Genomic DNA, 25,372 nt, shown 5'->3' with positions numbered 1-25,372 from the left:
CACCCGGGGCTAGTGCAGGTGCCGCGCCCGGTTTGCCATCGCCATGGTGAGTGAGTACTCTCTCACCATGCCCGATTCGGGACGCGATCGACTGCTGGCGGAGGCGCTGAAGCTCTTCGCCGCCAAGGGCTATGCGGCGACGTCTGTCGCCGACATCCAGCGGGCGTCGGGCCTGGCCCCCGGATCGGGAGCGTTGTACAAGCACTTCGCCTCCAAGCGTGAACTGCTGGAGGCGGCGGTGACCCAACGGATCGACAGCATCGTCGCCGCCCGAGAGCAGTTCGATGCCGGGCAGCCGGGCAGCGTCGAGCAAGCGGTGCGTACCGCCGGGCAACTGATCTGGAGCAATCTGAACCAAAGCGAGGATTTGCTCAAGGTCATGCTGCGCGAACCCGAGGAGCTCGGCGATCTCGACGAGAAGACCTGGCAGGTCATCACCGACAACGCCTATCAACGGTTCGCCGACGAGCTGGCCGCGTCCAATCGCTCCGGCCGTACCAGCATCCCGGATCCCGAGGCCGCGGCGGCCGTGGCGATCGCTTCGCTGTCTCACGCGGCGACGCTGCAGGCGCTGTCCGGACGCTTGCCTGGCAACGTCGACGAGGATCGCTATTTCGAAGCCTGGGTGACTCAGACCGTCAGCGTCCTCGCACAACACACCAACCCCAGAAAACCTTGAAAATCCAAGCGTATCAACCTCTTCCAGGAGTGGAACTATGACTTTCTCACTGCAACTGAGCGACGACGTCATCGACGTGCGCGATTGGGTGCACCAGTTCGCGGCCGAAACCATCCGACCCGCCGCGGCCGAATGGGATGAACGGGAGGAAACCCCGTGGCCGGTGATCCAGGAGGCCGCGAAGGTGGGCCTCTACTCTCCCGACTTCTTCGCGCAGCAGGCCGCCGAACCGACCGGCCTGGGCTTCCTCACCGCGTTCGAGGAGATGTTCTGGGGCGACGCCGGCATCGCGCTTTCCATCATGGGGACCGGCCTGGCCGCAGCGGCGTTGGCGGGCAACGGAACTCCCGAGCAGCTCGGCCAGTACTTGCCCGAGATGTTCGGTACGCCCGGCGACCCCAAGCTCGGTGCGTTCTGCTCGTCGGAACCCGATGCGGGTTCTGACGTCGGCGCCATCCGCACCCGGGCCCGGTTCGACGAGGCGACGAACGAGTGGGTGCTCAACGGCACCAAGACGTGGGCAACCAACGGCGGTATCGCCAACGTGCACATCGTGGTGGCGTCGGTCCATCCGGAGCTGGGCACCCGCGGCCAGGTGTCGTTCGTCATCCCGCCGGAGACCAAGGGGCTATCGCAGGGCCAGAAATTCAAAAAGCACGGCATCCGCGCGTCGCACACCGCCGAGGTGGTTCTCGACAATGTCCGGTTGCCCGAGGACTGCATTCTCGGCGGCCGCGAGAAATTCGAGGCCCGGATCGCGCGGGTCAAATCCGGCGCGTCGGCGGGTGGCCAGGCGGCAATGAAGACTTTCGAGCGCACCCGGCCGACCGTCGGCGCGATGGCCGTCGGCGTGGCCCGGGCCGCCTACGAGTACGCACTCGAATACGCCTGCCAGCGTGAGCAATTCGGCCGCAAGATCGGCGAGTTCCAGGCGGTGGCATTCAAGCTCGCCGACATGAAGAGCCGGGTCGACGCCGCCCGCCTGCTGGTGTGGCGTGCCGGCTGGATGGCCCGCAACAACCAGAACTTCGACTCCGCCGAAGGCTCGATGGCCAAGCTGGTCGCGAGCGAGGCCGCGGTCTACGTCACCGACGAGGCCATCCAGATTCTCGGCGGCAACGGCTACACCCGTGACTACCCGGTGGAGCGGATGCACCGGGACGCCAAGATCTTCACCATCTTCGAGGGGACGAGCGAAATCCAGCGCCTGGTGATTTCGCGGGCGCTGACCGGGCTGCCGATCCGTTAGGTTTGACAGCATGAAACGTGCGGTCGTCGCGACAATCGGATCCATCGTCCTCGGCTCCCGCGTAAGCATGCCCCTGGCGGCCGCGGACAACCCCGTCTGCACGGCATCGCTGTGCTCGTTTTTGTCTCCGTCGCGCAACATCAGCTGCGAGGTCAACTACAAGCGCGAACCCGGTCTGCCCGACGAGGTGTATTGCCAGACCCTTTCGCCGGAGCAGTCGGCGCACCTGTCCACCGGTGGGGTCGTCACCAGCTGTAAGGGCGCTTCGTGTGTCGGCAATCCGGCCGAGACCACGCCGACCCTTGCCTACGATCAGACCGCGAGTGTCGGCCCCTTCAGTTGCACGTCGAAACTGGACGGGGTGACCTGCACGGTCTCCGGGGGCAAAGGGTTCACGATCTCCAATGCGGGAATCACGTCCATCGGCTGACACTGTTCGCTTTTCGTCCCTTCTTCGCCCCGAATTGTCCTGATTCGAACGACTTCCGTTACCGGCTCCGTAATCCTTTCCGACAGTGATGAGGGCACCGCGGCCGCCTTGCCCTGGTTGCCAACCGTGTCCTGGCTGGCCGCGGCGGTGCTCATGCTGCCGGTGCTGCTACGAATGCGAAGGCCGGTTGGGTCGGCGGCGCGGGCTCACACCATGATGACCACATGACCACCGAGCTCCGGGTTCTCGACAGCGAGGACGACCTCATCGCTGCGCTTAACGTCTTTCGCGTCGCGATGGTCGGTTTTCCACCGATATCCGATCTGCCCCCCGGCCAGATCACCAAGATGATCGACCCCGGACGGATGGTCGGGGCGTTCGTCGGTGGACAACTGGTCGGCACCGCCTATGCCGTGACCAACAGGTTGACCCTGCCCGGCGGAGTTGCCGTGAGCCACGCCGCGGTAACGGATATCGGGGTGCTGCCGTCGTTCACCCGGCGGGGCATCGCCACCGACCTGATGCGCCACCAGCTAGCCGACTTCACCACGCGAGGGGAGGTGGTCGCATCGTTGCGCGCGTCGGAGGCCACGATCTACGGGCGGTATGGCTACGGCGTGGCCAGCGCTATGCAGAGCGCGCAGGTCCAGACCGCGCGGGCAGCGTTTCGTCCCGGAGTCGCGACGGGTGGCCCGGTGCGACTTGTCGGCGCCGCCGAGGCCTGGGAGATACTGCCTCGCATCTATGACGCCCATCGCCCATCCCGGGCGGGGACCATCGACCGGCCCGGCGTGTGGTGGGAGGGCGTGCGGCTGCGGACCGAATTGTCTTCTGGAGCTTGGTATGTCGCCGTGCACGGCGAGCCGGGCGACGAGTCGGGTTTCGTCCGCTACCGTCCCGTCGACACCGACAGGTGGTTTGTCAGCGAGCAGCGCACCATTATGGTCGAGGATTTCTTCGCGCCCACCGTCGAGGCCTACCTGGGGCTGCTGCGCTTCCTGCTCGGGCTGGATCTGATTGACCGAGTGACGTTTTGGATGCTGCCGCTCGATGATCCGCTGCCGTCGCTATTGGTCGACCGCCGGGCAGTCAAGGTGACCGCGGTGCATGACGAAACATGGCTGCGTGTCGTCGACGCGGAACGTGCGTTGGCGGCGCGCTCCTACGCCGGCGCCGGCGCCGTCACCGTCGCCGTCAATGACCCACTGCTGCCGAAGAATTCGGCCAGCTACACGATTACCGACGATGGCGTCGAGGCCACCCCCCGGCCCGCCGATCTGCACGTCGGGATCGAGGGGCTGGGTGCGGTGCTGCTGGGCGGCACGACCTGGCGCAGTCTTGCCGTGGCGGGGCTGGCGCGGGCCGAGGATCCGGCGATGCTGGCCGTGGCCGACCGGCTGTTCGCCGTTCCCGAAGCACCCCATGCGGGAACGTTTTTCTGATCAGTCTTTGAATACCCGGACCGGGTAGAGGTTGTGGCTGCCCTGGAAGCCTTTCAACTCGGCCTCGCACGGTGCGCAGAGCTCGATATCCGGTGCGCCGTCGATCGCGTCGCGCACCGATTCGCTGACCAGGATCTCGCCGCCATCGGCCTGCCCGGCGACCCGGGCCGCCATCGCGACGTTGCGGCCGAAAAGGTCGCCGCCGCGCCGGACCGACGGTCCGAGGTGCATGCCGATCCGGACGCGAATGCCTTCGGTGTCTTCGAGCAGCGCGCGCTGCACACCGATGCCGCACAGCACGGCCTGACGGGGATCGGCGAAGGCCATCATGAATCCGTCGCCCTGATTCTTCACCACGTGTCCGCCGTGGTCGTCGACGAGTCTCTGGACAAGCCTGTTGTGTTGTTGCAGCACCCGCACCCACTCGCGGTCACCCAAAGCCTCGTTGTGGGCGGTCGAATCCTCGATGTCGGAGAAGGCGATCACGACATCACCATCGGCGGTGAGCCTGGCCAGGTCGGGCCGTTCCACCTGCGCCCAGCCGGCCAGGTCTTCGACCGAGTTACGGACCGTCGCGCCGACGCCTTTGGTGAGTAGCGAATCTGCCGTCTTGAATGCGGTTCTGATGGCAAAAGGGGCGACTCCGCGTCGGCGGCGGCGCCGGCCACTGCTGCGCCGGCTGCGTTCGAGTGCGGCGCGCGCGCCGCTGAGCTGGCGTCGCGACACGATCAGCAGCACGCCGAGCGTGATCAGGCCGCCGAGTTCGGCCACAGCGACCACAGTCAGCACCCCCGTCATTGGGCCGAGTATGCCGCAGCGCTTCGTCAGCGGTTTTCGGCAGACCTCTGGATCACCAGGCGTACACCGGCCGCCACCAGGTCGGGCTGGCGGATTTGGATGAAGTGGTCGCTGTCGGTCGCGACCAGGTGCGGTGTCTGCGGCCGCAGCGCGATCAGATCCGACGCGCCGTCTCGCCAGGCCCGCTCCAGCGTGGCGCTCTGCTCATCCGAGACGCTGCCGGGAACCGCGAACGGCTCGGTCCTCGTCAATACGACGGTGGGCACCGGCGGGAAAGGTCGCGCCTCGGCGACCTGCGCGATGCTCTTGTCGATGTCGATCACCTCGAACGAATCCGCATTCGCGAACTGCGGCAACGGGTGATCCAGCTGTTGGCGGTAGATCGGCCAGTCCGATCCCATCAGGCCCGGGATCTCGACGGCGAAGGCGTCGACGAACGCGCAGGCCCGCACCTGTTCGGGATAGGTCTGCGCGTACAGGCGGATGAACAGCCCACCGAGCGAGTGCCCGACCAGAACGTAGGGGCCCGGCAGATGTGCGGCGGCCAGCAAGGCATGCAGATCTTGGACAACGTCCTGGGCGGTGCGTGGCATCGCAACCGGTGAACTGCGGTCGCTGATGCTGGGTGGGTCGGGATAGCGCAAGGTGCCGGGCCGGTCGTAGGCGCAAACGCGGTGGTCGTCGGCCAGCGCAGGTAGCACACCCGGACCGACAGCTGGGGCAACCACCTCGGATTGATTCCACGGATCCGACGAGTTGTGATAACCGGATTCCAAAATGATTGTCGGACTGCCCCTTCCGTGGCATTCCAGATACAGATGCCGGCCGTTGCCGATCTCGATCGGACCGGCAAAGTCGCCGCCACCGCCCGACCCTGGCGCAGCTTGGTGATGGGCGCCGCAACCGACCAGCACGACCAGCACTGCGATGGCCGACAGGAGTCTACGGGCGCTATCTACGATCTGCATCGCGTCATTGTGCAGCTAGGCCGGCCGTGCATAGCGGAATTCCGGGCAAGGTCATGCACGGCGTTTCGTACCGCCTATGCCGGCGATGCCGGCCCGGATGCGGTGGGAGATGATGCATAGGTGACGGTCGAGAAGAGCGACGTGTTGCGGATCGGCGACAGCTTCGAGCCCACCTTCGAACAAGAGCTGGCGGCTCGCTACGAAATTCCCTTACTCCCAAGCGGTCCGCGGCGCGCCGAGTTCCTAGCGCAGCATGCGGCCCAGATTCGCGTGGTGGTGACCTCCGGCCGCTACAGCGTCGACGCCGAAACCATCGCAGCGCTGCCCAATCTGGAAGCGATAGTCAACAACGGCGCCGGAGTGGATTTGATCGACCTGGCCGCGGCCGGACAACGGGGCATCGGTGTGAGCAATACTCCGGATGTGCTGTCGGACACCGTCGCCGACACCGCGCTGGGCCTGATCCTGATGACACTGCGCCGATTCGGTGCGGCCGACCGCTACGTGCGGGCGGGCCGCTGGGCAAACGAGGGTCAATTCCCCTACGCCAGAGATGTCAGTGGCCTTCAGGTCGGCATCTTGGGATTGGGCCGCATCGGATCGGCAATCGCTACCCGGTTGCTCGGATTCGACTGTGCCATCGTCTATCACAACCGGCACCGAATCGACGGATCGCCGTATCGTTACGCCCAGTCGCCGCAAGAGTTGGCCGAATCGGTCGACGTGCTGGTCGTGGCCACGACCGGCGACGAGCAGGCTCGTCATCTCGTCGACCGCTCCGTCCTCACGGCGTTGGGTCCCGACGGCTATCTGATCAACATTGCTCGGGGAAGTGTCGTGGACCAGGACGCGCTAGTGGAGTTGCTCGCCGCCGGCGCACTGGGCGGAGCGGGCCTGGACGTGTTCGCCGACGAGCCCAATGTTCCTGCGGCGCTTTACGATCTGGACAGCGTGGTGCTGTTCCCGCACATCGGTAGTGCGACAGCCCGCACCCGACGGGCCATGGCACTGCTGACGATCCGCAACCTCGAGAGCTACCTGAACACCGGCGAGCTGGTGACACCGGTGTTGCGCCGCCGCGGATAATCCACTAGCGCCGCCGCACCAGCCGCTTCTCCACGGTGGCCAGGGCATTGTCGGTCAATTTGCCCAGCGCGGCCAGCAGGACGATGGCCAACAACATCACATCGGTGCGTCCGGTGTTTTGGCTGTCCAGCAGCAGGAACCCCAGGCCCTTCGAGGACGCGATCAGTTCGGCGGCGACCACGAACAGCCACGCGTTTGCCAGGCCCAATCGCAGCCCGTTCACCAATTCCGGTGCAGCGGCGGGTAACATCACCGTAGCCAGCAGTGACGCGCCCCGTCGACCGTAGGCCCGTCCCACCTCCACCAACTGCGGGTCGACATGTGAGAGCGCAGATGCCGTCGTCGTGTACACGGGAAAAAACGCGCCGATGGCGACCATCAGGATCTTGGGCGTCTCGTCAATGCCAAACCACAACAGCAGCAAAGGAACCCACGCCAGCGAAGGCACGGTGCGAAACGCCGCGACAGTCGGCGCCAGCAATCGGCGCACGATTACCGACAGCCCGACCAGGGAACCCAGCGTGAGCCCCGCGACGGCGCCCGCAATATAGCCGACCAGCACCCGAGAACCGCTGGCCTGCAGGTGATTCCAGAGTTCGCCACGCCGTATGAGTCCGACCAGTGCCGACACCACGTCACCGGGAGGAGGAAGCTGGCTAGCCGAGAAGAACCCCGTGGTCGCGGTGGCGAGCTGCCAGCTCACCAGCAGCAGCACCGGGACAATCAGTCCCACTAACGCCAGCGGCAACTTCGCCAGCCGGCCCGACCGCGACGTCAGTGCGCTTGCTGAGCGAATTTCGGTTCGATCAGCGTGCTCAACGCGTTGCGGCCCGCGTCGTCGGACTTTATATCGGAGTCCGCTACCGCCAGCGGCTCCACCCGCGTCAGTACCGTGCGCACCGGGTCCCCCGGCACCGAGTCGATATCCACCAGCGTCCGGTTCAGCTCCTCCTGCGCCACGCTGAGCGCTATGTTCGCCTGCGAGGCCAGCAATGCCGCCAGTTGATCGGGGTGCGCTTTCGCCCACTTGCGGGCCTCCTCATAGCTGTTGACGACCGCCTGGAGCGCTTCGGGGTGATCGGCGATGAAATCCTCGCGGGCGTCCAAGACGCCGAAGGTGTTGAAACTCGGGTTGCGGTAGATGAATCGCGAACCCTGCTGCTGGATGGTCTGTGCGATGAACGGATCCAACCCGGACCACGCATCGACGTTGCCGCGTTCCAACGCGGTCTTGCCGTCGGCATGCTGCAGGTTGACGATCTCGATATCGCTCGGTGAAAGTCCCGCTGTGGCAAGCGATTGCAATAGGAAGAAGTACGGGTCGGTGCCCTTGGTAACAGCTACCTTCTTGCCCTTGAGATCGGCTACCGAATTTATCGGCGAGTCCTTGGTGACGACCAGGCCCGTCCACTCACCGCCCGCATAGAGGTCGACGACCTTGATCGGCGATCCGTTGGCCCGCGCGACCAATGCGGCGGACCCAGCGGTCGATCCGATGTCCAGTGCTTTAGACCGCAGCCCCTCGTTGGCCTTGTTGCTGCCGGCCGAAAGCACCCATGTGACGTTGTAACCGCGGTTTTCCAGTAGGTGCTGGTCACGCACCACCAGACTCAACGGGTTGTAGTAGGCGTAATCCAGATGGATGTCTCTCGACGCCGTAGGGCCCGCATTCGAACCGCAGCCCGATACCGCGACGATGCCGGCGATCACCGAAATCGAAGTCAGGTAACGACCTTTCACCATGCTTTTGCCTCACTGTTTCGTCGGGGTACACCGAGCTCGTCCAACAATTGCTCCCGCAACGCGGCGATTCGCGGATCCCCGCGGTCGCGTGGTTTGGGTATCGCGACGTCATGCGTCGCGGCAATACGGGCGCCGCCGCCCGAGTCATCCGTGCGCAGGATCAGCGCTCGGTCGGCGAGGATCGCGGCCTCGTCCACGTCATGGGTCACCAACACCGTTGTCGTACCTGCCTCCTGCTGCACGGCATCGAGCAGGTCTTGCATCCGCAGTCGTGTCAGAGCATCAAGGGCGGCCAGCGGCTCGTCCAGCAACAGAACGCGCGGGCGTCGCGCCAGAGCCCGCGCGAGGCCGGCGCGCTGCGCCATACCACCGGAGACTTGCCGCGGATAGTGCTTGCCGAACTCGCGCAACCCGACGACCTCAAGCCAGTGTTCAACTGCACCAATACCTTTCGCGCGTACCGTGCCGGGCGCCAGCCCATAGGCCACGTTTGCGGCCAAGGATCGCCAGGGCAGCAGCCGCGGCTCCTGAAACACCACCGCGCAGCGTGGGTCGATTCCGCGCACCGCTTCGCCGTCGATCTCGATCCGCCCCCCGCTCGGACTGTCGAGACCGGCGATGAGCCGCAACAGTGTGGACTTGCCGCTGCCCGACGAGCCGAGTAGCGCGACCACCTCGCCCGGCTCGATTTCGATGTCGACCTCGTGCAGCACGGTATGTGCTCCGAACGTGCGGTCGACACCGCGAAGGGACACCCGGGCCGGCGCCGGATTGGTCGACATCACCCGCGCAGCCTAGGAATCGTTGTGACAGACCACCAGGTTTGCTTCGGGCATGATTCAAACCCCGCCCCGCCGGGCAGTCTTGGGGTTGACAACCGTCGTTGTATCGCCAGTCGGAATAACCACTCGGGCGTCGCCGTCTGTGGACAGGGTGCAGCGCTGATTTTCGCGTCGCGCTTCCAAAAGCAGAACGCTGTGGCCGATATCACCGCGATACACAGTTCGTCCATCAACCGCGTGCAGAGACTGGGAGAAATTCGTGTGCAGGTCAAATGTGGCAGCGCCGCGCCGGGCGCTACCGGCGACGGTGGAACCGCATGGACAAGACGAACGCGGTGAATCCAGGGGATCCGGACAGTTGTTCGCCTCGGTGCTGGTCGTCCTGCTGGCAACAGGGTGGGCGGCCAACCATTTCGCCGGGTTGATCCCGGCGCTCAGCGATCACCAGCATTTCCATCGGACCACGCTGGACGCGATCTTCGGGATCTACGCGGTGGGACTGCTGCCCGGCCTGCTCATCGGCGGCCGGCTATCGGACGTACTGGGACGCCAGCCCGTGGCGTGGGCGGGGTCGATCACCACACTGGCCGGCACGGTCGCGATGCTGCTGTCACTGCATACTCCGGTCTTGCTCGGGGGCCGCCTGGTGGTCGGGGCCGGAGTCGGGCTCGTGGTCAGCTCGTGCACCGCCTGGGCCTCGGACATGAAGGGGCCGGCGGGCGCCGCGATTGCCGGCGCCGTCCTGACGGCCGGTTTCGCTTTGGGCCCGTTCGCATCTGGCGTGATGGCCTCGGTGGGGCAATCCGGGCTGTGGGAGTCGTTCGGCATCGCCGCCGCGCTGGTCGTGCTCGCCACGGTCGTCGCGGTGGTGTCAGCCCAGCGCACGGACGTGGCCGCACCGCTATCCGTGTCCGTCCACAAGCAGACCACGTCGGCACGCCCCGACATCACGCGGGCGTTGAGCTGGGCGCTACCCCTGTCGCCATGGGTGTACTCCTCGGCGACTCTTGCCTTCGTCACGGTCCCCACCCACGTGCACACCGGACTCGCCGCCCCGCTGGCCGCGGGAACCGCAGCGCTGATCACCAACGGCGTCAGCGGCACCACTCAATTGATCGCCCGCGCGCGGCAGTGGGGTCCGCAAACCGGCACCGTTGGCGCCGTGCTGGCCGCACTCGGCTACGCGGTGACCGCAGCGGCGCCGTCGACAATGCCGCTGACCGTGGCGTTGTCGCTACTGGTGGTGCTGGGCTGCGCATCCGGGCTGCTGCTCCGTGAGGGCCTGATCGACTTGGAAGCCGCCGCGCCGCAACACTTGCGCGGTGCCCTCACCGGCACGTTCTACACGGTCAGCTACATCGGCTTCGGCCTGCCGATGCTGCTGAGCACCATCGGGTCCGCGAAAGCCGCCGCGACGATCCTCACGGTGATGGCGGTGCTGGCGCTGGCGACCGCCGCAGCGCGGGCGGTGCGGCTGCGCCGAAACGGCCATCGGCAGAACGAATCTCAGCCAGTGTGATCGCTACAGTGCCAGCGCTTGGCGCAGCACGGCGATCTTCTCCGCCTCTTCGCGCTTCGATATCGCCGCGTCCTGGATCAACATCGAGCCATGGAAAGTTCCTGGGAACAAATGCAATTCAACGCTCACATCGGCCGCCAGCATGGCCACCGCGTAGGCGACGCCTTCGTCGCGAAGTGGGTCGAAGTGCATAACCGCGACATACGCCGGCGGCAAACCGGCCAGATCGGTGGCACGAGCCGGCGCGGCATAGATCGGCACGTCGTCGGTTCCGGCGCGACCCGCGCCTAAATAACAGTCCCAGCTGACGATCGCTCGGGGGCGGCTCCACAGCGGTGTATCGATGAAGTCGGTCATGCTCGACGTGGCGAGTCGGTCGTCGAGTTCGGGCACCGACAGGAACTGAAACGCGATGTGCGGCCCGCCGCGGTCGCGAGCCAGCAACGCCAGCGCGGCACAGAGTCCGCCTCCGGCGCTCATCCCGTGGATGGCGATGCGTTGCGCATCGATGCCCAATTCGTCCGCGTTCTCGGCCATCCAGACCAGCCCGGCGTACACGTCCTCCAGGCCGCCGGGGAACGGCGTTTCGGGTGCGAGCCGGTAGTCGACAGACACCACGACGACGCCGAGTTCGCGGGCAAGGAAGACGTTCGAGCCGTGTTCGGTGTCGAGGTCACCGGCGATGAACCCGCCCCCGTGGACGCTGTACACCGCGGCCGGGGCGCTGCGCTGATCCGGCGAGTAGATGCGGATCCGAACCGCGGGATCGCCATCGCGACCCGGGATTTCCCGCTCCTCGACCCGCAGTCCCGTGGCGTCCGGCACCGGAAGCGCTGCGATGAGGTCCGACATCGCCGCCCGAATGACCAACGGGTCGCCACCCGGCAGGTCGGGCAGATATGGCAGCGCCGCAGCAATTTCCGGATCGAACGCATACGTCGTCATGGGCACTCCTGAATCGATCAGCGGCGATGTCGTTCGTTAGTTTGCCCCCGGCGATCGGTGTCTGGCTAGATCGATGGCCCGCTCGTGTGCGAACTGTGTATATCGGCGCGCTTTATCTCGCCGCCCGGATGGAATGAAGTCGAGGACCGATCGGTTCGTACATACCAGTGAAGTTTCTGCTGATAACGCTGATCACCCATGTGCCGGACCCTGTCTCAGGTGAGAAGAAGAGCCCGGCTGTTCGTTTGCGCGATGTGCTCGAGAAGGCGGTGCTCGCCGAGGAGCTGGGCTTCGACGGCTTTGCGGTCGGCGAGCGCCACGAAGACCCGTTCATCTCTTCATCGCCGCCGGTGGTGCTCAGCAACATCGCGGCGCGTACCTCGAAAATCGGCCTGTTCACCGGGGTTACGACGTTGAGCCTGCTCGACCCGGTGCGCGCATTCGAGGACTACTCCACGCTGGACAACCTGTCCGGCGGGCGCCTGGAGCTGATCATCGGCAAGGGCAACGGGACGGCACAGGCCCAGTTGTTTCACGTGACGGCCGAGAACCAGTGGGACCGCAACCGCGAAGGCTATGAGCTGTTTCGCCTGCTATGGGAGAGCGAGAACGTGACGTGGTCGGGCAGATTCCGGCCGCCGCTCGTCAACGCCAAGACACTTCCCCGGCCGCTGCAGAACCGGATACGGATCTGGCACGGCAGCGCCACCAGCAAGGACTCCGTCGACCTCGCGGCTCGTCACGGTGATCCGATTTTCTCCGCCAATGTCGTCAACCCCATCGAGCCATACGCGGAGCTGGTGCGCCATTACCGGCAGCGGTGGGAGTTCTACGGACACCGCCCCGAAGATGCCTTGGTCGGCGCGGGAACCGCTGGGTTCTATGTCACCCGAACGTCGCAGGAAGCAGTGGCGGCCTACCGGCCGATGTTCGAGGCCCGCCTGACATTCGCGCGCCGCGCGGGAGTCCCGGTGGTGTTCGACTCGATCGAGGATTTCGTCGAACGCAGCTCCGCATTGGTGGGCAGCCCCCAGCAGGTGATCGACAAGGTCGGCAGATACCACGAGCAGCTCGGCCACGAAGTGATGCACCTGTCCGCCGATATTGACGGCGTGACACCAGACCAACAGCGTCGTAGCCTCGAGCTGTTTCAGTCCGACGTCGCTCCGGTTCTCCGGGAGCGGATTCCCAGCCGGCCGCTGGCAGCCCAGACGGCTACCAATGTAGTTGTCGGGTAACTACTTCCACGCGAAGACCGGCTGCTCCAGCCCGTCAACCCGGTCGTCCCGGCCTTCCAGGCCCAGCCAGCGCAGCTGCAACAACACCGCACCGGTAGGCGCGTGTATCAGGTCGTTGCCCAGTGGGATCTGCACGACCGGTCGCGGACTTTCCGGAATGGTGATGAACCGCGGCGAGTCGTCGCGTTGCAGTTGGTGCAGCCCCACGCGGTAAACCGCCACCACCTCGTCGGGCGCCGGATGAAGGTCGAGCCGGCCACCGCCCCAAATCACCACCGGCGTGATGACATATCCGGAACGAGTCGGGTAGTCGTCGAGTAGTCCCAGCACGGTCGAGCCTGCCAGTTCGATCCCGACTTCCTCATGCAGCTCACGCAGCGCCGCGTCGACCACCGTCTCCCCCGGATCCAGGCGGCCACCGGGAAGCGCCCACTGCGCCGCATGCGAGCTGAGGCGAGAAGTTCTGCGGCACAGCAGGAATGACGCACCACCGGACACGTCGACCATGCGCCCGTCCAGATCGGCGGACGGCATCGGGCGGCCGGCATTCCAGTCCTCCACGGACACCGGGTCCACCCGGTCCTCGCCGACCTCCGAATCGACGAGCACCACGGCAACGGCGGCGTGCCGCTTGCTCGGGTCTGTCACGATGCGACGATCGTGGGCGGCGACGTTGCGGCGAACCTGTTCGCGCAGCGCCTCGTCATAGGGAATGGTCACGACTGCAGCCTAAGCCGAGAGGTTTCTCACATCCGGCGGCCGGTACTGCACGGTATAGTCTGCTATATCCAGCGTTCGGCGGCGTCCGTCGACCAATCACCTGATCCGCGAGGCGGCCTTGACCACGCAGTTCTCGACCACCCGAGCAACCGCGACGGTGGTCGTGGTTTCCGCCGCGTCGTTTTTGGCCAGCCTGGACCTGTTCATCGTCAACATCGCGTTCCCCGAGATTCGTGGCGCTTTCGGTACGTCCGATCTCGGTGCGATGTCCTGGATCCTGAACGCCTACACCCTCGTCTTCGCGGCGTTCCTGAATCCGGCCGGCCGCCTGGGAGACCGCTACGGCCATCGCCGAATCTTCCTGTGCGGGTTGGCTGTATTCACTGTGGGGTCGGCCGCCTGCGGGCTGGCCGGATCCTTTGCGCTGCTGGTGGCATTCCGCGTGGTGCAAGCGTTCGGCGCCGCGATGCTGATGCCGAGTTCGCTTGCGCTGCTGATGGCCGCTGTGCCCGCGGGGCGGCGGGCTGTTGCGGTCAGCACCTGGTCGGCGGTGGCCGCCATGGCCGCGGCTCTGGGCCCGCCGATCGGCGGGCTGCTGGTCGAATTATCTTGGCGTTGGATCTTTTTCGTCAACCTGCCGGTGGCGGTGCTGGCCTTGGTGGCCGGTCTGCGGGTTCTCACGGAGACCGCTACGACAGGTGGTGGGATGCCTGACCTGTTCGGCGCGCTGAGTCTTGTGTTCAGCGTCGGGGCTTTGGTGTGGGCCCTGATCGAGCTGCCCGTGCCCGGTTCTGACACCGGCAAGATCGTGATCGCGGTCGCCGGCGCCGGATGCGCGTTGGCACTGGCGATCTGGCGTTCGCTGCGTCATCCCTCCCCGGCATTGGACCTGGCTGCCGTACGCGTGGTCCCCATGTGGTCGAGTTGCCTGGCGCTGTTGCTGTTCGCCGCGGCGTTCGGTGCGATGCTGCTGGGCAGCGTCATGCTGCTCACCACGGTGTGGGGCAAGGCACCCGCCGCCGCCGGTTGGTGTTTGTCACCCGGTCCCGCGGTCGTGGTGGTTGTGTCGCTGACGTTCGCCGGCCGGCTGATCGGCAGGTTCGGGATCGGCGCGGTCGCCGCGGCAGGTGCCACACTGTATGCGGTCGGAATCGCCGTCTGGCTTTGCCGGGTGGGTCCCGAGCCGCACTACCTCGCTGATTTCCTTCCGGGACAATTGTTTACCGGGGCAGGTGTCGGCCTGGTCATGCCCAGCCTTTCCGCCGTCAGCGGTCTGGCCCTGCCGTCACACCGATGGGGCGCCGGATCGGCACTGACGAATACCGCTCGGCAGTTGGGCACGGTGTTCGGCACCGCAATCCTGACGATGATCTACCAGCCCGGCATCGATCTGGCCGCGGTCCGGCGCGGTTGGGTGTTCATCGCCGCCGCCGCCGGCGCCTCGGCGTTGATCGCCGTCGCGCTGGCAGTCTGGTGGAAGACCGAAGGCAGCGGCTTGACTGCTGCCGTCGACGTCGGACACCATGACCGCGAGGCGCAGAAGGCGGGGAGTTGCAATGGCTGACATCACCATGTTGATCCTCGACGACCACGACTGGTTCCGCCAACAATTCGCCAAGCTGGACGAGTTGCAGGCCCAGACGCCGCCCAACCCCCGCGCACTCGCGCGAGTCTGGCGTCCACTGGCCGACAAGCTCGACGTACATGCCTACATCGAAGAGAAGATCTTCTACCCGCAACTGCTCCAACGCGGAGCCGACGACCCCGAAGGCGAGACGCTGGATGCCATCGGTGATCACAACGACATTCGCGGCGGCGTGCGCGACGCCAACGCCGCCTCGGTGGGCACCGAATCGTGGTGGGCGGCGGTGGGCCGCACCCGAGTTGCCAACGACGACCATATGGCCGAGGAGGAACGCGAAGGCCTGGCAGACTTTCGCCGCAACGCCCCGATCGGACTGCGCGTAGCGCTCGGTCAGCAGTACAGCGAATTCATGACCCGGCACCCCACCACCGAGGGAATCGAAATCGTCGACCGCGACCCCGAGGCCTATGTCGAGGGCGTCGAAAACGCCCCGCCGTCGAAGCCGCAAGACTTCTCATTGCACATCGGCAGTCTCAAAGGGCAATAGGCGCAGCCGTGTTCAGTTCTGCCGGGCCGCCAGCTCGGCGACGAATCGATCGACGAAGTCTTCCACCGGCTCCGCGCCGGCCGGGCGAATGACGAATTTCGTCAACCCCGCGTCCAGATAGCCGTCGAGTTGGCGATGCAGCTGATCCCAGTCCGCGGCGATCAGGTCGGCGGGATCGACGTCGGGCCGACGCCGGCGGGCCGCCGCGACCAACTCTGGTGACAATTCGCCGTCGCCTACGCCCAATGAGATGCCGAAGTGATCTGGCTCAATCTGGCGGCCGGCCTGATCGGCGGCGCGCTCGATCGCTTCGCGCCCCGCCCGCGCCTCGGCGGGGGTGAGGAAGCTGCCCAACCAGCCATCCGCCAGGGCGCCGATGCGGCGATATGCCGCCGGCGCCGAACCACCCAGCCAAATATCCAGTGGTGGAAAAGGTTTCGGCGTGATCGCCGCACCGCTGACGGTAAAGTACTGGCCGTGATAGCCGGCCGGATCCTCGGACAGCGCCCAGCGCAGCACCCGCAGCGACTCGTCGAACACCGCCGCGCGCTCTCCGTCCGGGACCGCGAACAGCTCACGCTCGGCCGGGATCGCCGACCGTAAACCGAAGACCGGAAGAACCCGCTTGGGTGCGATAGCCGCCAACGACGCCAGTTGTTTTGCCACCAGTACCGGATGGCGTCCCGGCAGCACCGCGACCGAAGTGCCCACCTTCAACTGCGTGGTGCGGGCGAGCGCATAGGCCATCCCGACCATCGGATCCACCGTTGGTGCATAGACAAGTTCGGAGAACCACAGCGAGTCGACGCCGGCGCTCTCCAAATGATCGACGATGCCGGCGAGTTGGTCCGGTGTGCTGTCCGCACCAAGTCCGACCCCGAAGCGAATCTTCACCCGCGTCTCCCTTCGCGCTTACTATCCAGCAGCATGACCGACAGCGACGTTACGGCGATCACTCAATTGGTGAACCTCTACGGCCTGGCCGTCGATTCCCGGCGCTGGGAACTGTTCGACCGGATCTTCGCCGACGATGTGGATGCCGACTACGGTCCGGCATCGCGCTGGACGGATCGTGAGCGGTTCAAGTCCGAGTTCGCCACATTCCATGACCCTTTCGATTCCACCCAGCACACCATGTCCACCCATGTGGTCCAGGTCGATCAAGACCGCGCGCACAGCTTCTGCAACGGCGGCTGGCGGCTGGTACGCAAGGCCGTCGACGGCAACCCCCTTTGGGAGGGCAGCGGTTGGTACGACGATGCGTGGGTACGCACTCCCCTCGGCTGGCGGATCACTCACCGGGTCTGCCGCATCACCTGGTGGACCGGAAATCCGTTCGTCAACGAAACGGTTCCTGGCGTGCGGTTCGACCTGGCCACCGCGGTGTTGCGCCGCGAAGCCGACGCCGGGCGCGTCGGGATCCTCGGTGCGGTCCTGAAGTAGCGCCGCTGTCAGGCGGTGGCGAACTTCTCGGCCAGTTGGACAGCCTCCTGCTGGATCCGGCCGAACTGGGCGGCCATCGCCTCGGACAGCGCCGTCGCGCCGGACAGCGGACGCACCATCACCATGAAGTCGTCGATCAGGCCGTCCTCGTCGAAATGCAGAAAGTCGCAGCCGGTGATCTTGACGCCGGGCGCCCCGGATAGGCCGGTCTCGAAGATCAGCGCATGGTCGCGGCCGTCGGCGCCGGTGATCTCGCGGACGTAGTGGAAGCCCTCGAAGATCCGCAGTACGCCGCGCAGAATCGCCGCGGTGATCGGCTTGCCGACATAGGGCTTGAACGCCACCGGGCTGGTGAACACCACGTTGTCGGACAGCAAGGCCTGGATGGCTGCCTCGTCGCGGTCCTCGACCGCCTTCCGGAAGGGATGCATCAGATCATGGTGCCGGATTCACCAGGTAGTGCACGAACACGGGTCGCAGCCATTCGATGAGCCTGGTGTCGTCCATGTCGGCCAGGGACGGGATGCACAGTATGTAGCGGGCCGTCGCGAGGCCGAGAAGTTGCGATCCCACCAGGGCGGCGCGCTCGTGGGCGCGATCGGGGACGACCGCCGATAGTGCCGGGGTCACCTGATCGACGAACATCGCGAGCAGCGCGTCCGCGGCGGTGCGGTTGGTCGCCGCCGCGCGCAGCAGCGGCAGCAGCGGCCCTTCCGGTCCCCACACGCCGATGAACAGCGGCAACAACAGATCGGCGATGCGCTCGGGGGCAATGCCAGTGAGGTCGGGAAACTTGACGTCGAATCGGGAGGCCGCGGCGAAAAGCTCTGCCTTGCTTCCGAAGTAGTGCATGACGAGCGCCGGGTCGACGCCGGCCTCCGACGCCACCGATCGGATGGTGGTCCGTTCGAAACCGTGGTTCCCGAATTGCGAACGAGCGGTCGTCAGGATCGTCGACCGGGTGGCCGCTGCGTCGCGGGCTCTGGGCGCCATGGGGAAAGTGTATTCAACAATTGTTGACATCATCAGCGCTCCGGCCTACCGTTTGATTTCAACAACTGTTGAACGGGGGTACGGCCATGGCCGTCACAGCAATCCAGATCGGACTCGATCCCGACGTCATCGACTACTCCTCACCCGACTTCGCGCAATTCCCGGGCCTGTCGCGGAAAAAGCTGCGCACCGCGAACAACGACAACGTGGCCGCGCTGCGCGACGCGGGCTACGAGGTCGACAACTGCCTCATCGACTTCGGCGATGCGGGTGCCGACAAAGCCCGCACCTGGCTGGAGGCCAAGCGATACGACGCGGTGCTCATCGGTGCCGGCGTGCGGCTGATCCCCAACAACACGCTGCTGTTCGAGTCGATCGTCAACGCCGCACACATCACCCAGCCCGACTGCCGCTTCGTCTTCAATCGCGCAGCCGTAGCGACGCCCGACGACATCCGCCGCTGGTACCCGCACCCGGAAGCGGTGGCGCGATGACTGTCCACCACGTCGATGTGCTCGTCGTCGGCGCCGGACCGACTGGACTGACCGCCGCCGGTGATCTCGCTCGCTCAGGCCGCTCGGTCACCGTGCTGGAGAGGTGGCCCACGGTCAACCCGTCCAGCCGGGCCTTCGCCACCATGGCCCGCACGCTAGAGGTCCTCGACGCCCGGGGGCTCGCCGCAGACCTCTTAGCGCGTTCGCATCAGGCACCGGGCGTCACGATTTTCGGCGGTGCCCGCATCGACCTCACCCACCTCGACTCGCCGTATCAATTCGCGATGATCACGCCGCAGACCAATGTCGATCGGGCACTGGCCGACTACGCCGCCGCGCAGGGCGCCGGCGTCCGACGTGGTGTCGAAGTCATCGGCCTCGACCAGGACGACGACGGCGTGACGGTGACCGTGCGACCGCACGGCGACGAAGCGGGGCCGCACACCCGTTGGCGGGCAAAGTATGTGATCGGTGCCGACGGTGCGCACAGCACGGTGCGCGCATTGGTGGGTGCGGACTTCCCCGGCCGCACGATCCTGTCGTCGATCGTCCTGGCCGATGTGTTGCTCGCGCACGGACCCGCCGGGCGCGGCCTGACGCTGGGCAGTACTCGCAACGAGTTCGCGTTTCTGGCCCCCTACGATGATCGCGATGCCAGCGGTGCGTGGTACCGCGCGATGGTCTGGGATCGCACGAATCAGCAACCCGACAACGTGCCCGTCGACTCCGACGAGATCGGCGGCATCCTGGCCCGGGCGATAGATCCCGATCCCGGCTTGCTCAACGTGGGCTGGAAGTCCCGATTCCATTGCGACGAACGCCAAGTCGCGCAGTATCGGCACGGGCGAGTGTTCCTGGCCGGCGACGCCGCACACGTCCACTCCCCGATGGGCGGTCAGGGCATGAACACCGGCATCCAGGACGCGGCCAACCTCGCATGGAAGATCGACGCGGCGCTCACCGGCGCGGACGACGCCGTGCTGGACACCTACCACGACGAGCGTCATCCGATCGGCAAACGAGTGCTGCTGCAGTCCGGCTTGATGGCCCGCGGCATCAAACTCCACCAGCCAGTCGCTCGCGCCGTTCGAAATCTACTGGCGCCCAACATTCTTCGCGTTCCCCGCGTGCGTGACGCGATCGCCGGGGGCTTCGCCGGAACAACGCTGCGGTATCCCCACCACAAGGGCGAAAGTTCGTTGGTAGGCACCCGTGCCACGCAGATTCCGTTGCGGCACGGCAGGCTCACCGAGCTGCAGCGCCTGCCCGGGTTCGTCTTCATCCGCGAGCGGGGCGCGGACCCGATCGACGCGGCGGGACTCGCGCAGGCCGAGCGGGCCGACGAGGGACCGGCAGTATTGGTGCGTCCCGACGGCTACATCGCCTGGGCGGGTGCCTCAACCGACCGGACCGCGGGCGCGGAGGCGCTCGCGCGTTGGACGGGTCGTGAACTCGACTGTCTAGCAAAGTAGTTGGCCGTCAGCCGATTCTGTCGACCCCCACCAGTTGTGCCAGCTGCTCGGCCGAATAGCGTCCGGGACCCTGGCCACTGAGGACCGTTGCCCGGGCAGCGCGGGCTAAGGCGGTGTTCAGGGGGGCTTCGATGCCGTGTTGATGAGCGAGCCGGACGATCTCGCCGTTGAGGAAGTCGGTCTCCACGTTACCGGTCTGGCGGCTCAGCGATTGCCAGGTGGAATTGCTCGGTCCGGTGTTCGATCCGGGCACCAGCCGTATCGTCGGCCCGTCGGCCCGGGTGGCCGTCGAGACCTCGAACGAGACGAATTCGATTCCCGCGTGCCGCAATACGTTTTCGCCCTCGCGTCGCAGCGCGGCCACTATCTCGCCGGCCGTGTCGCCGGTGAGGGCGCCCACGGCGTTGCCGAGGTTGCTCAGCAGCTTGTTGTACTTCCATGGGGCGACGTCGTCGGGCGTGCGGACCAGCACGCCGGCCGCTGTCCAGGATTCCGCGAGGGCGGAAAGCAGGTCGGCGTCCTCCCGCGTGCACAGCGCCGCGGGCCACCGCGAAATGTGGAACTGCCCGACCACCGGCCACGCTCGCACGATGACCTCACCCGGTTCCAGGTGCACGGCGGGCAACCACACGCACACCCCGAATACCCGGCGAAAGTAGCGCAGCGCTTTCTCTTCTGCGGCAACGCCGTTGAGTGCGGTCATCGCCGGCAGTCGCTCACCCGCGGTGCCACCGCCCGGGCCATGGACGGGTCGGTCGACCCATTCCTGTAGTGCCGCATCGAGTTGCTGGGTCTTGGTGGCGAACACCAGGACGTCACGATCGGTCAACCGAATGTCGTCGGGTCCTCGCGCCGTGCTGACCGCGGTACGGAAGGCGCCGTCGGGCGTCTTGAGCGTGATGCCTTCAGCGGCTAAGACCTCGGCATGCCGGCCGCGCGCGACCAACACCGTTGGGATACCGGCGCGGGCCAGCACCCCACCCACGGTGCCGCCGATCGCGCCGGCGCCGACGATCACGTATCGGTGGTCAACTTCCGCAGACAATTGGCCCACCTTCCGTCCGCTCCCATGTTTTCCTGCGCGAGGTTACGTCGGCTTGCTGGGAGCTCGGGTGAGCATACGAGAGCGGGCCTCCGCCGGAGGTTGCTGGCACCCCGCGACCAACAACCTCTGAAGAAGGCCCGCTCCCTCTTTCCCTCAGTGGTCTGCGGCATCCTTCGGTCGGCGCCGGCCGAGGATGGCCTCGGTCCAGGCGCGGTTCTCGGTGTAGATCGATGCGTCGGCCTGCCGGCGTTTGCCCTTGCCGGCCTGTTGTCCCTGGCCGCCATGCGCACCCATCGGCGGCACGCCCATGCCGCCCGCGCCCATCGCGCCTGCGCCCCCCGGCATAACGCGGCCCAGTGCCGCTGGCGTAAGTGCTGCCGGCGCCGGCCGGAGGCCCCCTCCTCCTTCGGCCGGCGCCTGCAGTGGCATCAAGGGGACCGATCGCAGCGGCGGTATCCCGGCGCCACCGGCCGACGCGGGTTTCATGCCGGCCGCTTTCGACGGGTCCGGCACCGCGGTTGGAGCACTGCCCGGGGTCGCGTCGGTCGGCGTCGCGGCCGTCTCGGCAGCGGGCATGGCACCCAACTCCGATCGGTTCTCTGCCGTTGGCAGCTCCCCGTAGGGAGAGTCGGAATAGGGCGTTTCGGTGCCGGGACCGACGTCGTAGGCCCCGGGGTCGATCGGTGGCACGACGGCACCGGCGGCGGGAGCCATCGGCGGACTGATCGGCGGCAGCGGCAAAGCGGCCCGCTGCTCGTATTCGCCCAGCACCTGTTCGGACCTCTCCTGCAGCGCGGCGTACTCCTCTTCCAGCACGGGCTTGAGGTCGGACCACTGCATCTTCCAGGGATAGGTGGTCTGCCACTGGTACCAGAGGTAGTCGAGGTCCTCGACCTGTTGCACCGTGGGATGCTCCGGAAGCGCCCAACTTTGCGTCGATACGACGCCGCGGGCCTGGGTCGCCATCAGGCCGCACAGATCCGCCATTTGGTACAGCCACGCCCGTTGCTGGTCGAAGTTCGCCTCTACCGCGTAGCGCGCGTCGCCCTCCCAGGACTCGAAGGGCCGGAACCGATACGCGGCCTCCAACAACGCCCGCTGATACGCGGTCCACGCATCGGCGAAGCTGGTGAACCCCGCGCCCTGATCGGGTTCGCTGATCTCCTGCGCTGCCTCTTTGACGTCGCGGTACGGCGCCTCTTCGCCTGCTGCAGCGATTTGCGTGTCGGTGAGCGGCGGCGGGGCGATGCTTTTCATCTGGGTTCCGGTCGTCACCGCCGACACGGACTCATCGCCGCCGTCGACGGCCACCGCGGCGCCGGTGTCGACCTCTTCATAGGCCTTGGCGGCATTGCGCAGGGACTCGGCCAGAGCTTCCCACTCTCGTTGGCCGGCTTCCAGGTAGATCCGCATGTTGTCGGCGGACAGCGCGAGTTGAGCCGCCGCTGTGATCACCATCGGTAGGACGCACGGGGCCTGGGGGTTTTCGGTAGGCAAGCCCGGGATCGGGGCCTCCAGCTCGTCGGCTCGGGCCATCAGCTCCTCGTACTCCACGCTCAGCGTCTGCGGCTGTGTCATGGCAGATCGTTCCCCTCGGAGTTTCGTTGGTGTAGTCAAGTGACTACGGTGATAGTGTAGACATATGACTACACGCGGCGCAAGCCCCGATGCAGCTCCCATTCCGACCGGCCGCGCGGAGGTGACGGCCGCGATCCTGGACAGTGCGGCGGAGATGTTCGCCGAGCGCGGGCCCGGGGCGGCGTCGATTCGCGACATCGCAGCCAGGGCCCATGTCAACCACGGCTTGGTGTTTCGCCATTTCGGGACGAAAGAGAAGCTCGTCGCTGCCGTGCTCGATCACCTGGCCGCGAAACTGGCTACCCTGACCGACGGCGATGCGTCCGCGGAGGAGAGGGAGGCGGCCACCTCCATCCACCTTCGGGTCATCGCGCGTGCCCTGCTCGACGGGTTTCCAGCGGGCAAACTGCAGTCCAGCTTCCCCGCTGCGGCCCGGCTGCTGGAAGGCATTCGGCCCGAGCACGAGAGCGAAGAGAGCGCCCGGCTCGGCGCCTCGCACGCGATCGCTCTGCTGCTGGGTTGGCAGTTGTTCGAGCCGTTCGTGCGCGCGGCAACGGGACTGCAGGATCTGTCTCGCGAGGAGTTGCGCGAATCGATGTTCGCCGAGATGGCCAGGCTGGCCGAACCGCACTGAGGCCGCAGTGAGGCCGCAGCACCGTCGTCTCGAGATTCGGCACCGGCGGATGCTCGGTAGGCTGAGTGGGCGTCGAAAGCCCCGAGGAGGCGCCGATGTTCCGCACCGTTTGGGTGAGTTGACATGAGCCAGACGACGCCGGCCGCGACCGATCGACTCGCGCAGCTGCCGCTTCCACCCGGCCCGCGGGTGCCCGGCGTGGTGCAGACCGCACTGTTCTCCCATCGGGATCGCATCACGCCTTGGCTGCGCAAGCACTACGGCGACGTCATCGCGGTCTCCGTCCTGGGCCGGCCGTCTGTGCTGGTGTGCAGTCCTGAGCTCAATCGGTCCGTGCTGAGCGGCGAGCCGACGACCTTCCACGCGGGCGAAGGACGAATTCAGGGGATTCGGAACGTGATGGGTGAGGGCTCGGTGGTCACCACCGACGAAGCTGCTCACCAACGACTACGCAAACTGCTGGTGCCACCGTTCAACGGCGCCGCGCTGCGCGGCTACCGGGACATGATGAAGGAGCTGGCCGCCAGGGAAATCGGCCGGTGGCCGGTCGGCACCCCGTTCGCCGCGCAGCCGCGGATGAACGCCGTGACGCTGGAGATGATGCTGCGCGTGGTCTTGGGCCTGCGGGAGGGACCCCAGCTCGACGCGCTTCGTGTCCCGTTCTCGCGACTCGTCTCCGCATCCATGGCGGTGTACGCCGGCGAGGTGGTCCCGCAGTTGCAGCGGTTCGGGCCCTGGAAACGATTCCGTCAACTGCGGGAGCGGATCGATGACGCGCTCTACGCGGAGATCCGCGAGCGCCGCAGCGCTGGCACCACCGCCGATCGCGGCGACGTGCTATCCCAATTGATTGCCACGCAAGTAGATGGAGACCGGCTCTCCGATGCCGAGCTGCGCGACCAGATGGTGACCCTGCTGCTGGCGGGCCACGAGACCACCGCCATCACGCTGTCGTGGACCCTGCACGACCTGGCGCATGATCAAGCGCTGCAGGACAAGGCCATCGCGGCCGTCGACACCGGCGACGACAAATACTTCGAGGCGGTCATCAAAGAGTCGATGCGGCTACATCCGGTGTTCTACGCCGTTGCACGACGCCTGACCCACGATATCGAACTCGGCGGTTACCGCGTGCCCGCCGGCTACACCGTGTTCGCGGGTATCGGCCCGGTCCAGTCCGATCCCGGACAGCACGCCGATCCGCACGCGTTCCGTCCCGAACGGTTCTTCGACGGCTCTGCCACCGCCTGGAACTGGTTGCCGTTCGGCGCCGGCGTACGCCGTTGTCTCGGTGGCGGATTCGCGATGATGGAATCCACCGCGATCCTTCGTGAGGTCCTGCTCAACTACCGTCTCTCGCCCGGGCGCAGCCGGCCCGAGACAGCCCGCGCGCGTCATGTCGTCTACATCCCCTCTCACGGCGCCCGCATCATCGCTCACCGGCGCGCGAAATAGGCTGTCCAAGTAACGAATTGATCATCAATTCGCCGTCGCTGTCCACCTGCGTAGTGGCACTGTCGTCCTGCCGGAAGTCGACGAAAGCCGACTGGTGAGTCGAGGTGTTCAGCAACTCGTTGAACGTACCGATCACAGGAATCGACCCCTGCGGACCCGACACGTCCGCGGTGTAGTTGATGAATGCCTCCTGCTGAAAGTTGGTGTCTTGCAGTGTCCTCGTGATGGGTGCGCTCAGGTTCTTGACGTTGATCAAGCCGGCCGCCGGCGTCCCGGATAACTGGTTGATGTCGGCCTGCAGCATGCCGACGAGATCGGTTCCGTCGGCCGGTTTGACCGCCACCTGCAACTGCGCGCTGGAGTCGTTGTCGGACAGGGCCACCCAGTTGGGGCCGCGGTGCGCGACCGTCCAGCCCGGAGCCGGCGTTATCGAGACGCCATTCACGATGGCGATCGAGCCGGCCGAAGCCAGCCGCACCGACTGCCTATTCCCGGTTGCGATCATGACGACCGCCGCGGCCACGACG

Annotated in this window: 27 protein-coding genes; 14 read left to right on the top strand and 13 right to left on the bottom strand. The window is 66.3% G+C overall.

Features of this window, described 5'->3' with window-relative positions:
• Window positions 1–67: 67 nt before the first annotated feature.
• From MAAFP003_RS00370 to MAAFP003_RS00355, 4 genes are all read left to right on the top strand, one after another.
• The gene (locus MAAFP003_RS00370; RefSeq protein WP_096283433.1) at window positions 68–679 is read left to right on the top strand and encodes a TetR/AcrR family transcriptional regulator; all 612 of its coding nucleotides are present in this window, start codon (window positions 68–70) and stop codon (window positions 677–679) included.
• A 37-nt stretch (window positions 680–716) separates the two neighbouring features.
• Complete coding sequence (locus MAAFP003_RS00365) at window positions 717–1,928, top strand: acyl-CoA dehydrogenase family protein (protein WP_096283431.1); 1,212 nt, start codon at window positions 717–719, stop codon at window positions 1,926–1,928.
• Between the two features lie 10 nt (window positions 1,929–1,938).
• The gene (locus MAAFP003_RS00360; RefSeq protein ID WP_096283429.1) at window positions 1,939–2,358 is read left to right on the top strand and encodes a hypothetical protein; all 420 of its coding nucleotides are present in this window, start codon (window positions 1,939–1,941) and stop codon (window positions 2,356–2,358) included.
• Between the two features lie 224 nt (window positions 2,359–2,582).
• A complete protein-coding gene (locus tag MAAFP003_RS00355; RefSeq protein WP_096283427.1) occupies window positions 2,583–3,800 on the top strand; it encodes a GNAT family N-acetyltransferase in 1,218 nt (405 codons plus the stop codon).
• Here the strand turns inward: MAAFP003_RS00355 and MAAFP003_RS00350 are convergent, their stop codons facing one another.
• Window positions 3,801–4,598: an adenylate/guanylate cyclase domain-containing protein gene (locus MAAFP003_RS00350; RefSeq protein WP_096283425.1), complete on the bottom strand. Its 798-nt coding sequence runs from the start codon at window positions 4,596–4,598 to the stop codon at window positions 3,801–3,803.
• Window positions 4,599–4,624: 26 nt separating this feature from the next.
• Complete coding sequence (locus tag MAAFP003_RS00345; RefSeq protein ID WP_096283423.1) at window positions 4,625–5,566, bottom strand: alpha/beta fold hydrolase; 942 nt, start codon at window positions 5,564–5,566, stop codon at window positions 4,625–4,627.
• A gap of 120 nt (window positions 5,567–5,686) precedes the next feature.
• On the opposite strand from MAAFP003_RS00345, the gene MAAFP003_RS00340 reads away from it, so the two are divergent.
• Window positions 5,687–6,652, top strand: a complete 966-nt coding sequence (locus MAAFP003_RS00340) for a 2-hydroxyacid dehydrogenase (RefSeq protein WP_096283421.1) — start codon at window positions 5,687–5,689, stop codon at window positions 6,650–6,652.
• 4 nt (window positions 6,653–6,656) lie between these two features.
• On the opposite strand, the gene MAAFP003_RS00335 is transcribed toward MAAFP003_RS00340, so the two are convergent.
• The 3 genes from MAAFP003_RS00335 to MAAFP003_RS00325 form a co-directional block, all read right to left on the bottom strand.
• Window positions 6,657–7,355 (bottom strand): ABC transporter permease, encoded by a 699-nt coding sequence (locus MAAFP003_RS00335; RefSeq protein ID WP_165796280.1) that lies wholly within the window; start codon window positions 7,353–7,355, stop codon window positions 6,657–6,659.
• A 71-nt stretch (window positions 7,356–7,426) separates the two neighbouring features.
• Complete coding sequence (locus MAAFP003_RS00330) at window positions 7,427–8,392, bottom strand: aliphatic sulfonate ABC transporter substrate-binding protein (RefSeq protein WP_096290781.1); 966 nt, start codon at window positions 8,390–8,392, stop codon at window positions 7,427–7,429.
• On the bottom strand, window positions 8,389–9,150 hold the full coding sequence (locus MAAFP003_RS00325) for an ABC transporter ATP-binding protein (protein ID WP_207768437.1): 762 nt from the start codon (window positions 9,148–9,150) through the stop codon (window positions 8,389–8,391). The genes MAAFP003_RS00330 and MAAFP003_RS00325 overlap by 4 nt, the downstream gene beginning before the upstream one ends.
• A 286-nt stretch (window positions 9,151–9,436) precedes the next feature.
• Between MAAFP003_RS00325 and MAAFP003_RS00320 the strand changes: the two genes are divergently transcribed.
• Window positions 9,437–10,696, top strand: a complete 1,260-nt coding sequence (locus MAAFP003_RS00320) for an MFS transporter (protein WP_243393718.1) — start codon at window positions 9,437–9,439, stop codon at window positions 10,694–10,696.
• A gap of 3 nt (window positions 10,697–10,699) precedes the next feature.
• Here MAAFP003_RS00320 and MAAFP003_RS00315 read toward each other — a convergent pair whose 3' ends face one another.
• Window positions 10,700–11,641 (bottom strand): alpha/beta hydrolase, encoded by a 942-nt coding sequence (locus tag MAAFP003_RS00315; RefSeq protein ID WP_096283413.1) that lies wholly within the window; start codon window positions 11,639–11,641, stop codon window positions 10,700–10,702.
• A gap of 167 nt (window positions 11,642–11,808) precedes the next feature.
• Between MAAFP003_RS00315 and MAAFP003_RS00310 the strand changes: the two genes are divergently transcribed.
• Entirely contained in the window at window positions 11,809–12,879 is a 1,071-nt protein-coding gene (locus MAAFP003_RS00310; RefSeq protein ID WP_096283411.1) for an LLM class flavin-dependent oxidoreductase, read from the top strand.
• On the opposite strand, the gene MAAFP003_RS00305 is transcribed toward MAAFP003_RS00310, so the two are convergent.
• Complete coding sequence (locus MAAFP003_RS00305; RefSeq protein WP_096283409.1) at window positions 12,880–13,599, bottom strand: NUDIX hydrolase; 720 nt, start codon at window positions 13,597–13,599, stop codon at window positions 12,880–12,882.
• Between the two features lie 118 nt (window positions 13,600–13,717).
• Here MAAFP003_RS00305 and MAAFP003_RS00300 point away from each other — a divergent pair, with 118 nt between their 5' ends.
• Both MAAFP003_RS00300 and MAAFP003_RS00295 read left to right on the top strand, forming a co-directional pair.
• Entirely contained in the window at window positions 13,718–15,163 is a 1,446-nt protein-coding gene (locus MAAFP003_RS00300; RefSeq protein WP_096283407.1) for an MFS transporter, read from the top strand.
• Window positions 15,156–15,731: a hemerythrin domain-containing protein gene (locus tag MAAFP003_RS00295; RefSeq protein ID WP_096283405.1), complete on the top strand. Its 576-nt coding sequence runs from the start codon at window positions 15,156–15,158 to the stop codon at window positions 15,729–15,731. The genes MAAFP003_RS00300 and MAAFP003_RS00295 overlap by 8 nt, the downstream gene beginning before the upstream one ends.
• A gap of 12 nt (window positions 15,732–15,743) precedes the next feature.
• Here the strand turns inward: MAAFP003_RS00295 and MAAFP003_RS00290 are convergent, their stop codons facing one another.
• Entirely contained in the window at window positions 15,744–16,625 is an 882-nt protein-coding gene (locus MAAFP003_RS00290; protein ID WP_096283403.1) for a TIGR03854 family LLM class F420-dependent oxidoreductase, read from the bottom strand.
• A 33-nt stretch (window positions 16,626–16,658) separates the two neighbouring features.
• Here MAAFP003_RS00290 and MAAFP003_RS00285 point away from each other — a divergent pair, with 33 nt between their 5' ends.
• Window positions 16,659–17,174, top strand: coding sequence for a nuclear transport factor 2 family protein (locus MAAFP003_RS00285; protein WP_165796261.1), 516 nt, complete (start codon window positions 16,659–16,661; stop codon window positions 17,172–17,174).
• 8 nt (window positions 17,175–17,182) lie between these two features.
• Here MAAFP003_RS00285 and MAAFP003_RS00280 read toward each other — a convergent pair whose 3' ends face one another.
• Window positions 17,183–17,605 carry a nuclear transport factor 2 family protein gene (locus MAAFP003_RS00280; RefSeq protein WP_096283401.1) on the bottom strand — a complete coding sequence of 141 codons (423 nt, stop codon included), beginning with the start codon at window positions 17,603–17,605 and terminating at the stop codon, window positions 17,183–17,185.
• 4 nt (window positions 17,606–17,609) lie between these two features.
• Window positions 17,610–18,167 (bottom strand): TetR/AcrR family transcriptional regulator, encoded by a 558-nt coding sequence (locus MAAFP003_RS00275; RefSeq protein WP_096283399.1) that lies wholly within the window; start codon window positions 18,165–18,167, stop codon window positions 17,610–17,612.
• An 86-nt stretch (window positions 18,168–18,253) separates the two neighbouring features.
• Here MAAFP003_RS00275 and MAAFP003_RS00270 point away from each other — a divergent pair, with 86 nt between their 5' ends.
• Both MAAFP003_RS00270 and MAAFP003_RS00265 read left to right on the top strand, forming a co-directional pair.
• Complete coding sequence (locus tag MAAFP003_RS00270; RefSeq protein WP_096283397.1) at window positions 18,254–18,661, top strand: hypothetical protein; 408 nt, start codon at window positions 18,254–18,256, stop codon at window positions 18,659–18,661.
• Window positions 18,658–20,133 (top strand): FAD-dependent oxidoreductase, encoded by a 1,476-nt coding sequence (locus MAAFP003_RS00265; RefSeq protein ID WP_096283396.1) that lies wholly within the window; start codon window positions 18,658–18,660, stop codon window positions 20,131–20,133. Before MAAFP003_RS00270 ends, MAAFP003_RS00265 begins: the two co-directional genes overlap by 4 nt.
• Before the next feature lie 7 nt (window positions 20,134–20,140).
• Here the strand turns inward: MAAFP003_RS00265 and MAAFP003_RS00260 are convergent, their stop codons facing one another.
• Entirely contained in the window at window positions 20,141–21,178 is a 1,038-nt protein-coding gene (locus tag MAAFP003_RS00260) for a ketopantoate reductase family protein (RefSeq protein WP_096290779.1), read from the bottom strand.
• A 153-nt stretch (window positions 21,179–21,331) separates the two neighbouring features.
• Window positions 21,332–22,756: an EspB family ESX-1 secretion system-associated protein gene (espB, locus tag MAAFP003_RS00255; RefSeq protein WP_096283394.1), complete on the bottom strand. Its 1,425-nt coding sequence runs from the start codon at window positions 22,754–22,756 to the stop codon at window positions 21,332–21,334.
• A 64-nt stretch (window positions 22,757–22,820) separates the two neighbouring features.
• Here espB and MAAFP003_RS00250 point away from each other — a divergent pair, with 64 nt between their 5' ends.
• Together MAAFP003_RS00250 and MAAFP003_RS00245 are read left to right on the top strand one after the other, a co-directional pair.
• Window positions 22,821–23,390: a helix-turn-helix domain-containing protein gene (locus MAAFP003_RS00250; protein ID WP_096283392.1), complete on the top strand. Its 570-nt coding sequence runs from the start codon at window positions 22,821–22,823 to the stop codon at window positions 23,388–23,390.
• Window positions 23,391–23,513: 123 nt separating this feature from the next.
• A complete protein-coding gene (locus MAAFP003_RS00245; RefSeq protein WP_096283390.1) occupies window positions 23,514–24,845 on the top strand; it encodes a cytochrome P450 in 1,332 nt (443 codons plus the stop codon).
• On the opposite strand, the gene MAAFP003_RS00240 is transcribed toward MAAFP003_RS00245, so the two are convergent.
• Window positions 24,820–25,323, bottom strand: a complete 504-nt coding sequence (locus tag MAAFP003_RS00240) for a hypothetical protein (protein WP_423790846.1) — start codon at window positions 25,321–25,323, stop codon at window positions 24,820–24,822. The two genes, MAAFP003_RS00245 and MAAFP003_RS00240, sit on opposite strands and share 26 nt — an antisense overlap.
• Window positions 25,324–25,372: the final 49 nt, after the last annotated feature.

The organism is Mycobacterium ahvazicum, from assembly GCF_900176255.2.
Taxonomy (GTDB): domain Bacteria; phylum Actinomycetota; class Actinomycetes; order Mycobacteriales; family Mycobacteriaceae; genus Mycobacterium; species Mycobacterium ahvazicum.
Note: the sequence above shows the minus strand (reverse complement) of the source record. Positions and strands in the feature narration are given on the sequence as shown.

Coding starts and splice junctions, on each gene's coding strand:
- MAAFP003_RS00370 (WP_096283433.1), top strand. CDS start 68: ATGCCCGATTCGGGACGCGATCGACTGCTGGCGGAGGCGCTGAAGCTC.
- MAAFP003_RS00365 (WP_096283431.1), top strand. CDS start 717: ATGACTTTCTCACTGCAACTGAGCGACGACGTCATCGACGTGCGCGAT.
- MAAFP003_RS00360 (WP_096283429.1), top strand. CDS start 1,939: ATGAAACGTGCGGTCGTCGCGACAATCGGATCCATCGTCCTCGGCTCC.
- MAAFP003_RS00355 (WP_096283427.1), top strand. CDS start 2,583: ATGACCACCGAGCTCCGGGTTCTCGACAGCGAGGACGACCTCATCGCT.
- MAAFP003_RS00350 (WP_096283425.1), bottom strand. CDS start 4,598: ATGACGGGGGTGCTGACTGTGGTCGCTGTGGCCGAACTCGGCGGCCTG.
- MAAFP003_RS00345 (WP_096283423.1), bottom strand. CDS start 5,566: ATGCAGATCGTAGATAGCGCCCGTAGACTCCTGTCGGCCATCGCAGTG.
- MAAFP003_RS00315 (WP_096283413.1), bottom strand. CDS start 11,641: ATGACGACGTATGCGTTCGATCCGGAAATTGCTGCGGCGCTGCCATAT.
- MAAFP003_RS00295 (WP_096283405.1), top strand. CDS start 15,156: ATGGCTGACATCACCATGTTGATCCTCGACGACCACGACTGGTTCCGC.
- MAAFP003_RS00285 (WP_165796261.1), top strand. CDS start 16,659: ATGACCGACAGCGACGTTACGGCGATCACTCAATTGGTGAACCTCTAC.
- MAAFP003_RS00280 (WP_096283401.1), bottom strand. CDS start 17,605: ATGCATCCCTTCCGGAAGGCGGTCGAGGACCGCGACGAGGCAGCCATC.
- MAAFP003_RS00275 (WP_096283399.1), bottom strand. CDS start 18,167: ATGGCGCCCAGAGCCCGCGACGCAGCGGCCACCCGGTCGACGATCCTG.
- MAAFP003_RS00270 (WP_096283397.1), top strand. CDS start 18,254: ATGGCCGTCACAGCAATCCAGATCGGACTCGATCCCGACGTCATCGAC.
- MAAFP003_RS00265 (WP_096283396.1), top strand. CDS start 18,658: ATGACTGTCCACCACGTCGATGTGCTCGTCGTCGGCGCCGGACCGACT.
- espB (WP_096283394.1), bottom strand. CDS start 22,756: ATGACACAGCCGCAGACGCTGAGCGTGGAGTACGAGGAGCTGATGGCC.
- MAAFP003_RS00250 (WP_096283392.1), top strand. CDS start 22,821: ATGACTACACGCGGCGCAAGCCCCGATGCAGCTCCCATTCCGACCGGC.
- MAAFP003_RS00245 (WP_096283390.1), top strand. CDS start 23,514: ATGAGCCAGACGACGCCGGCCGCGACCGATCGACTCGCGCAGCTGCCG.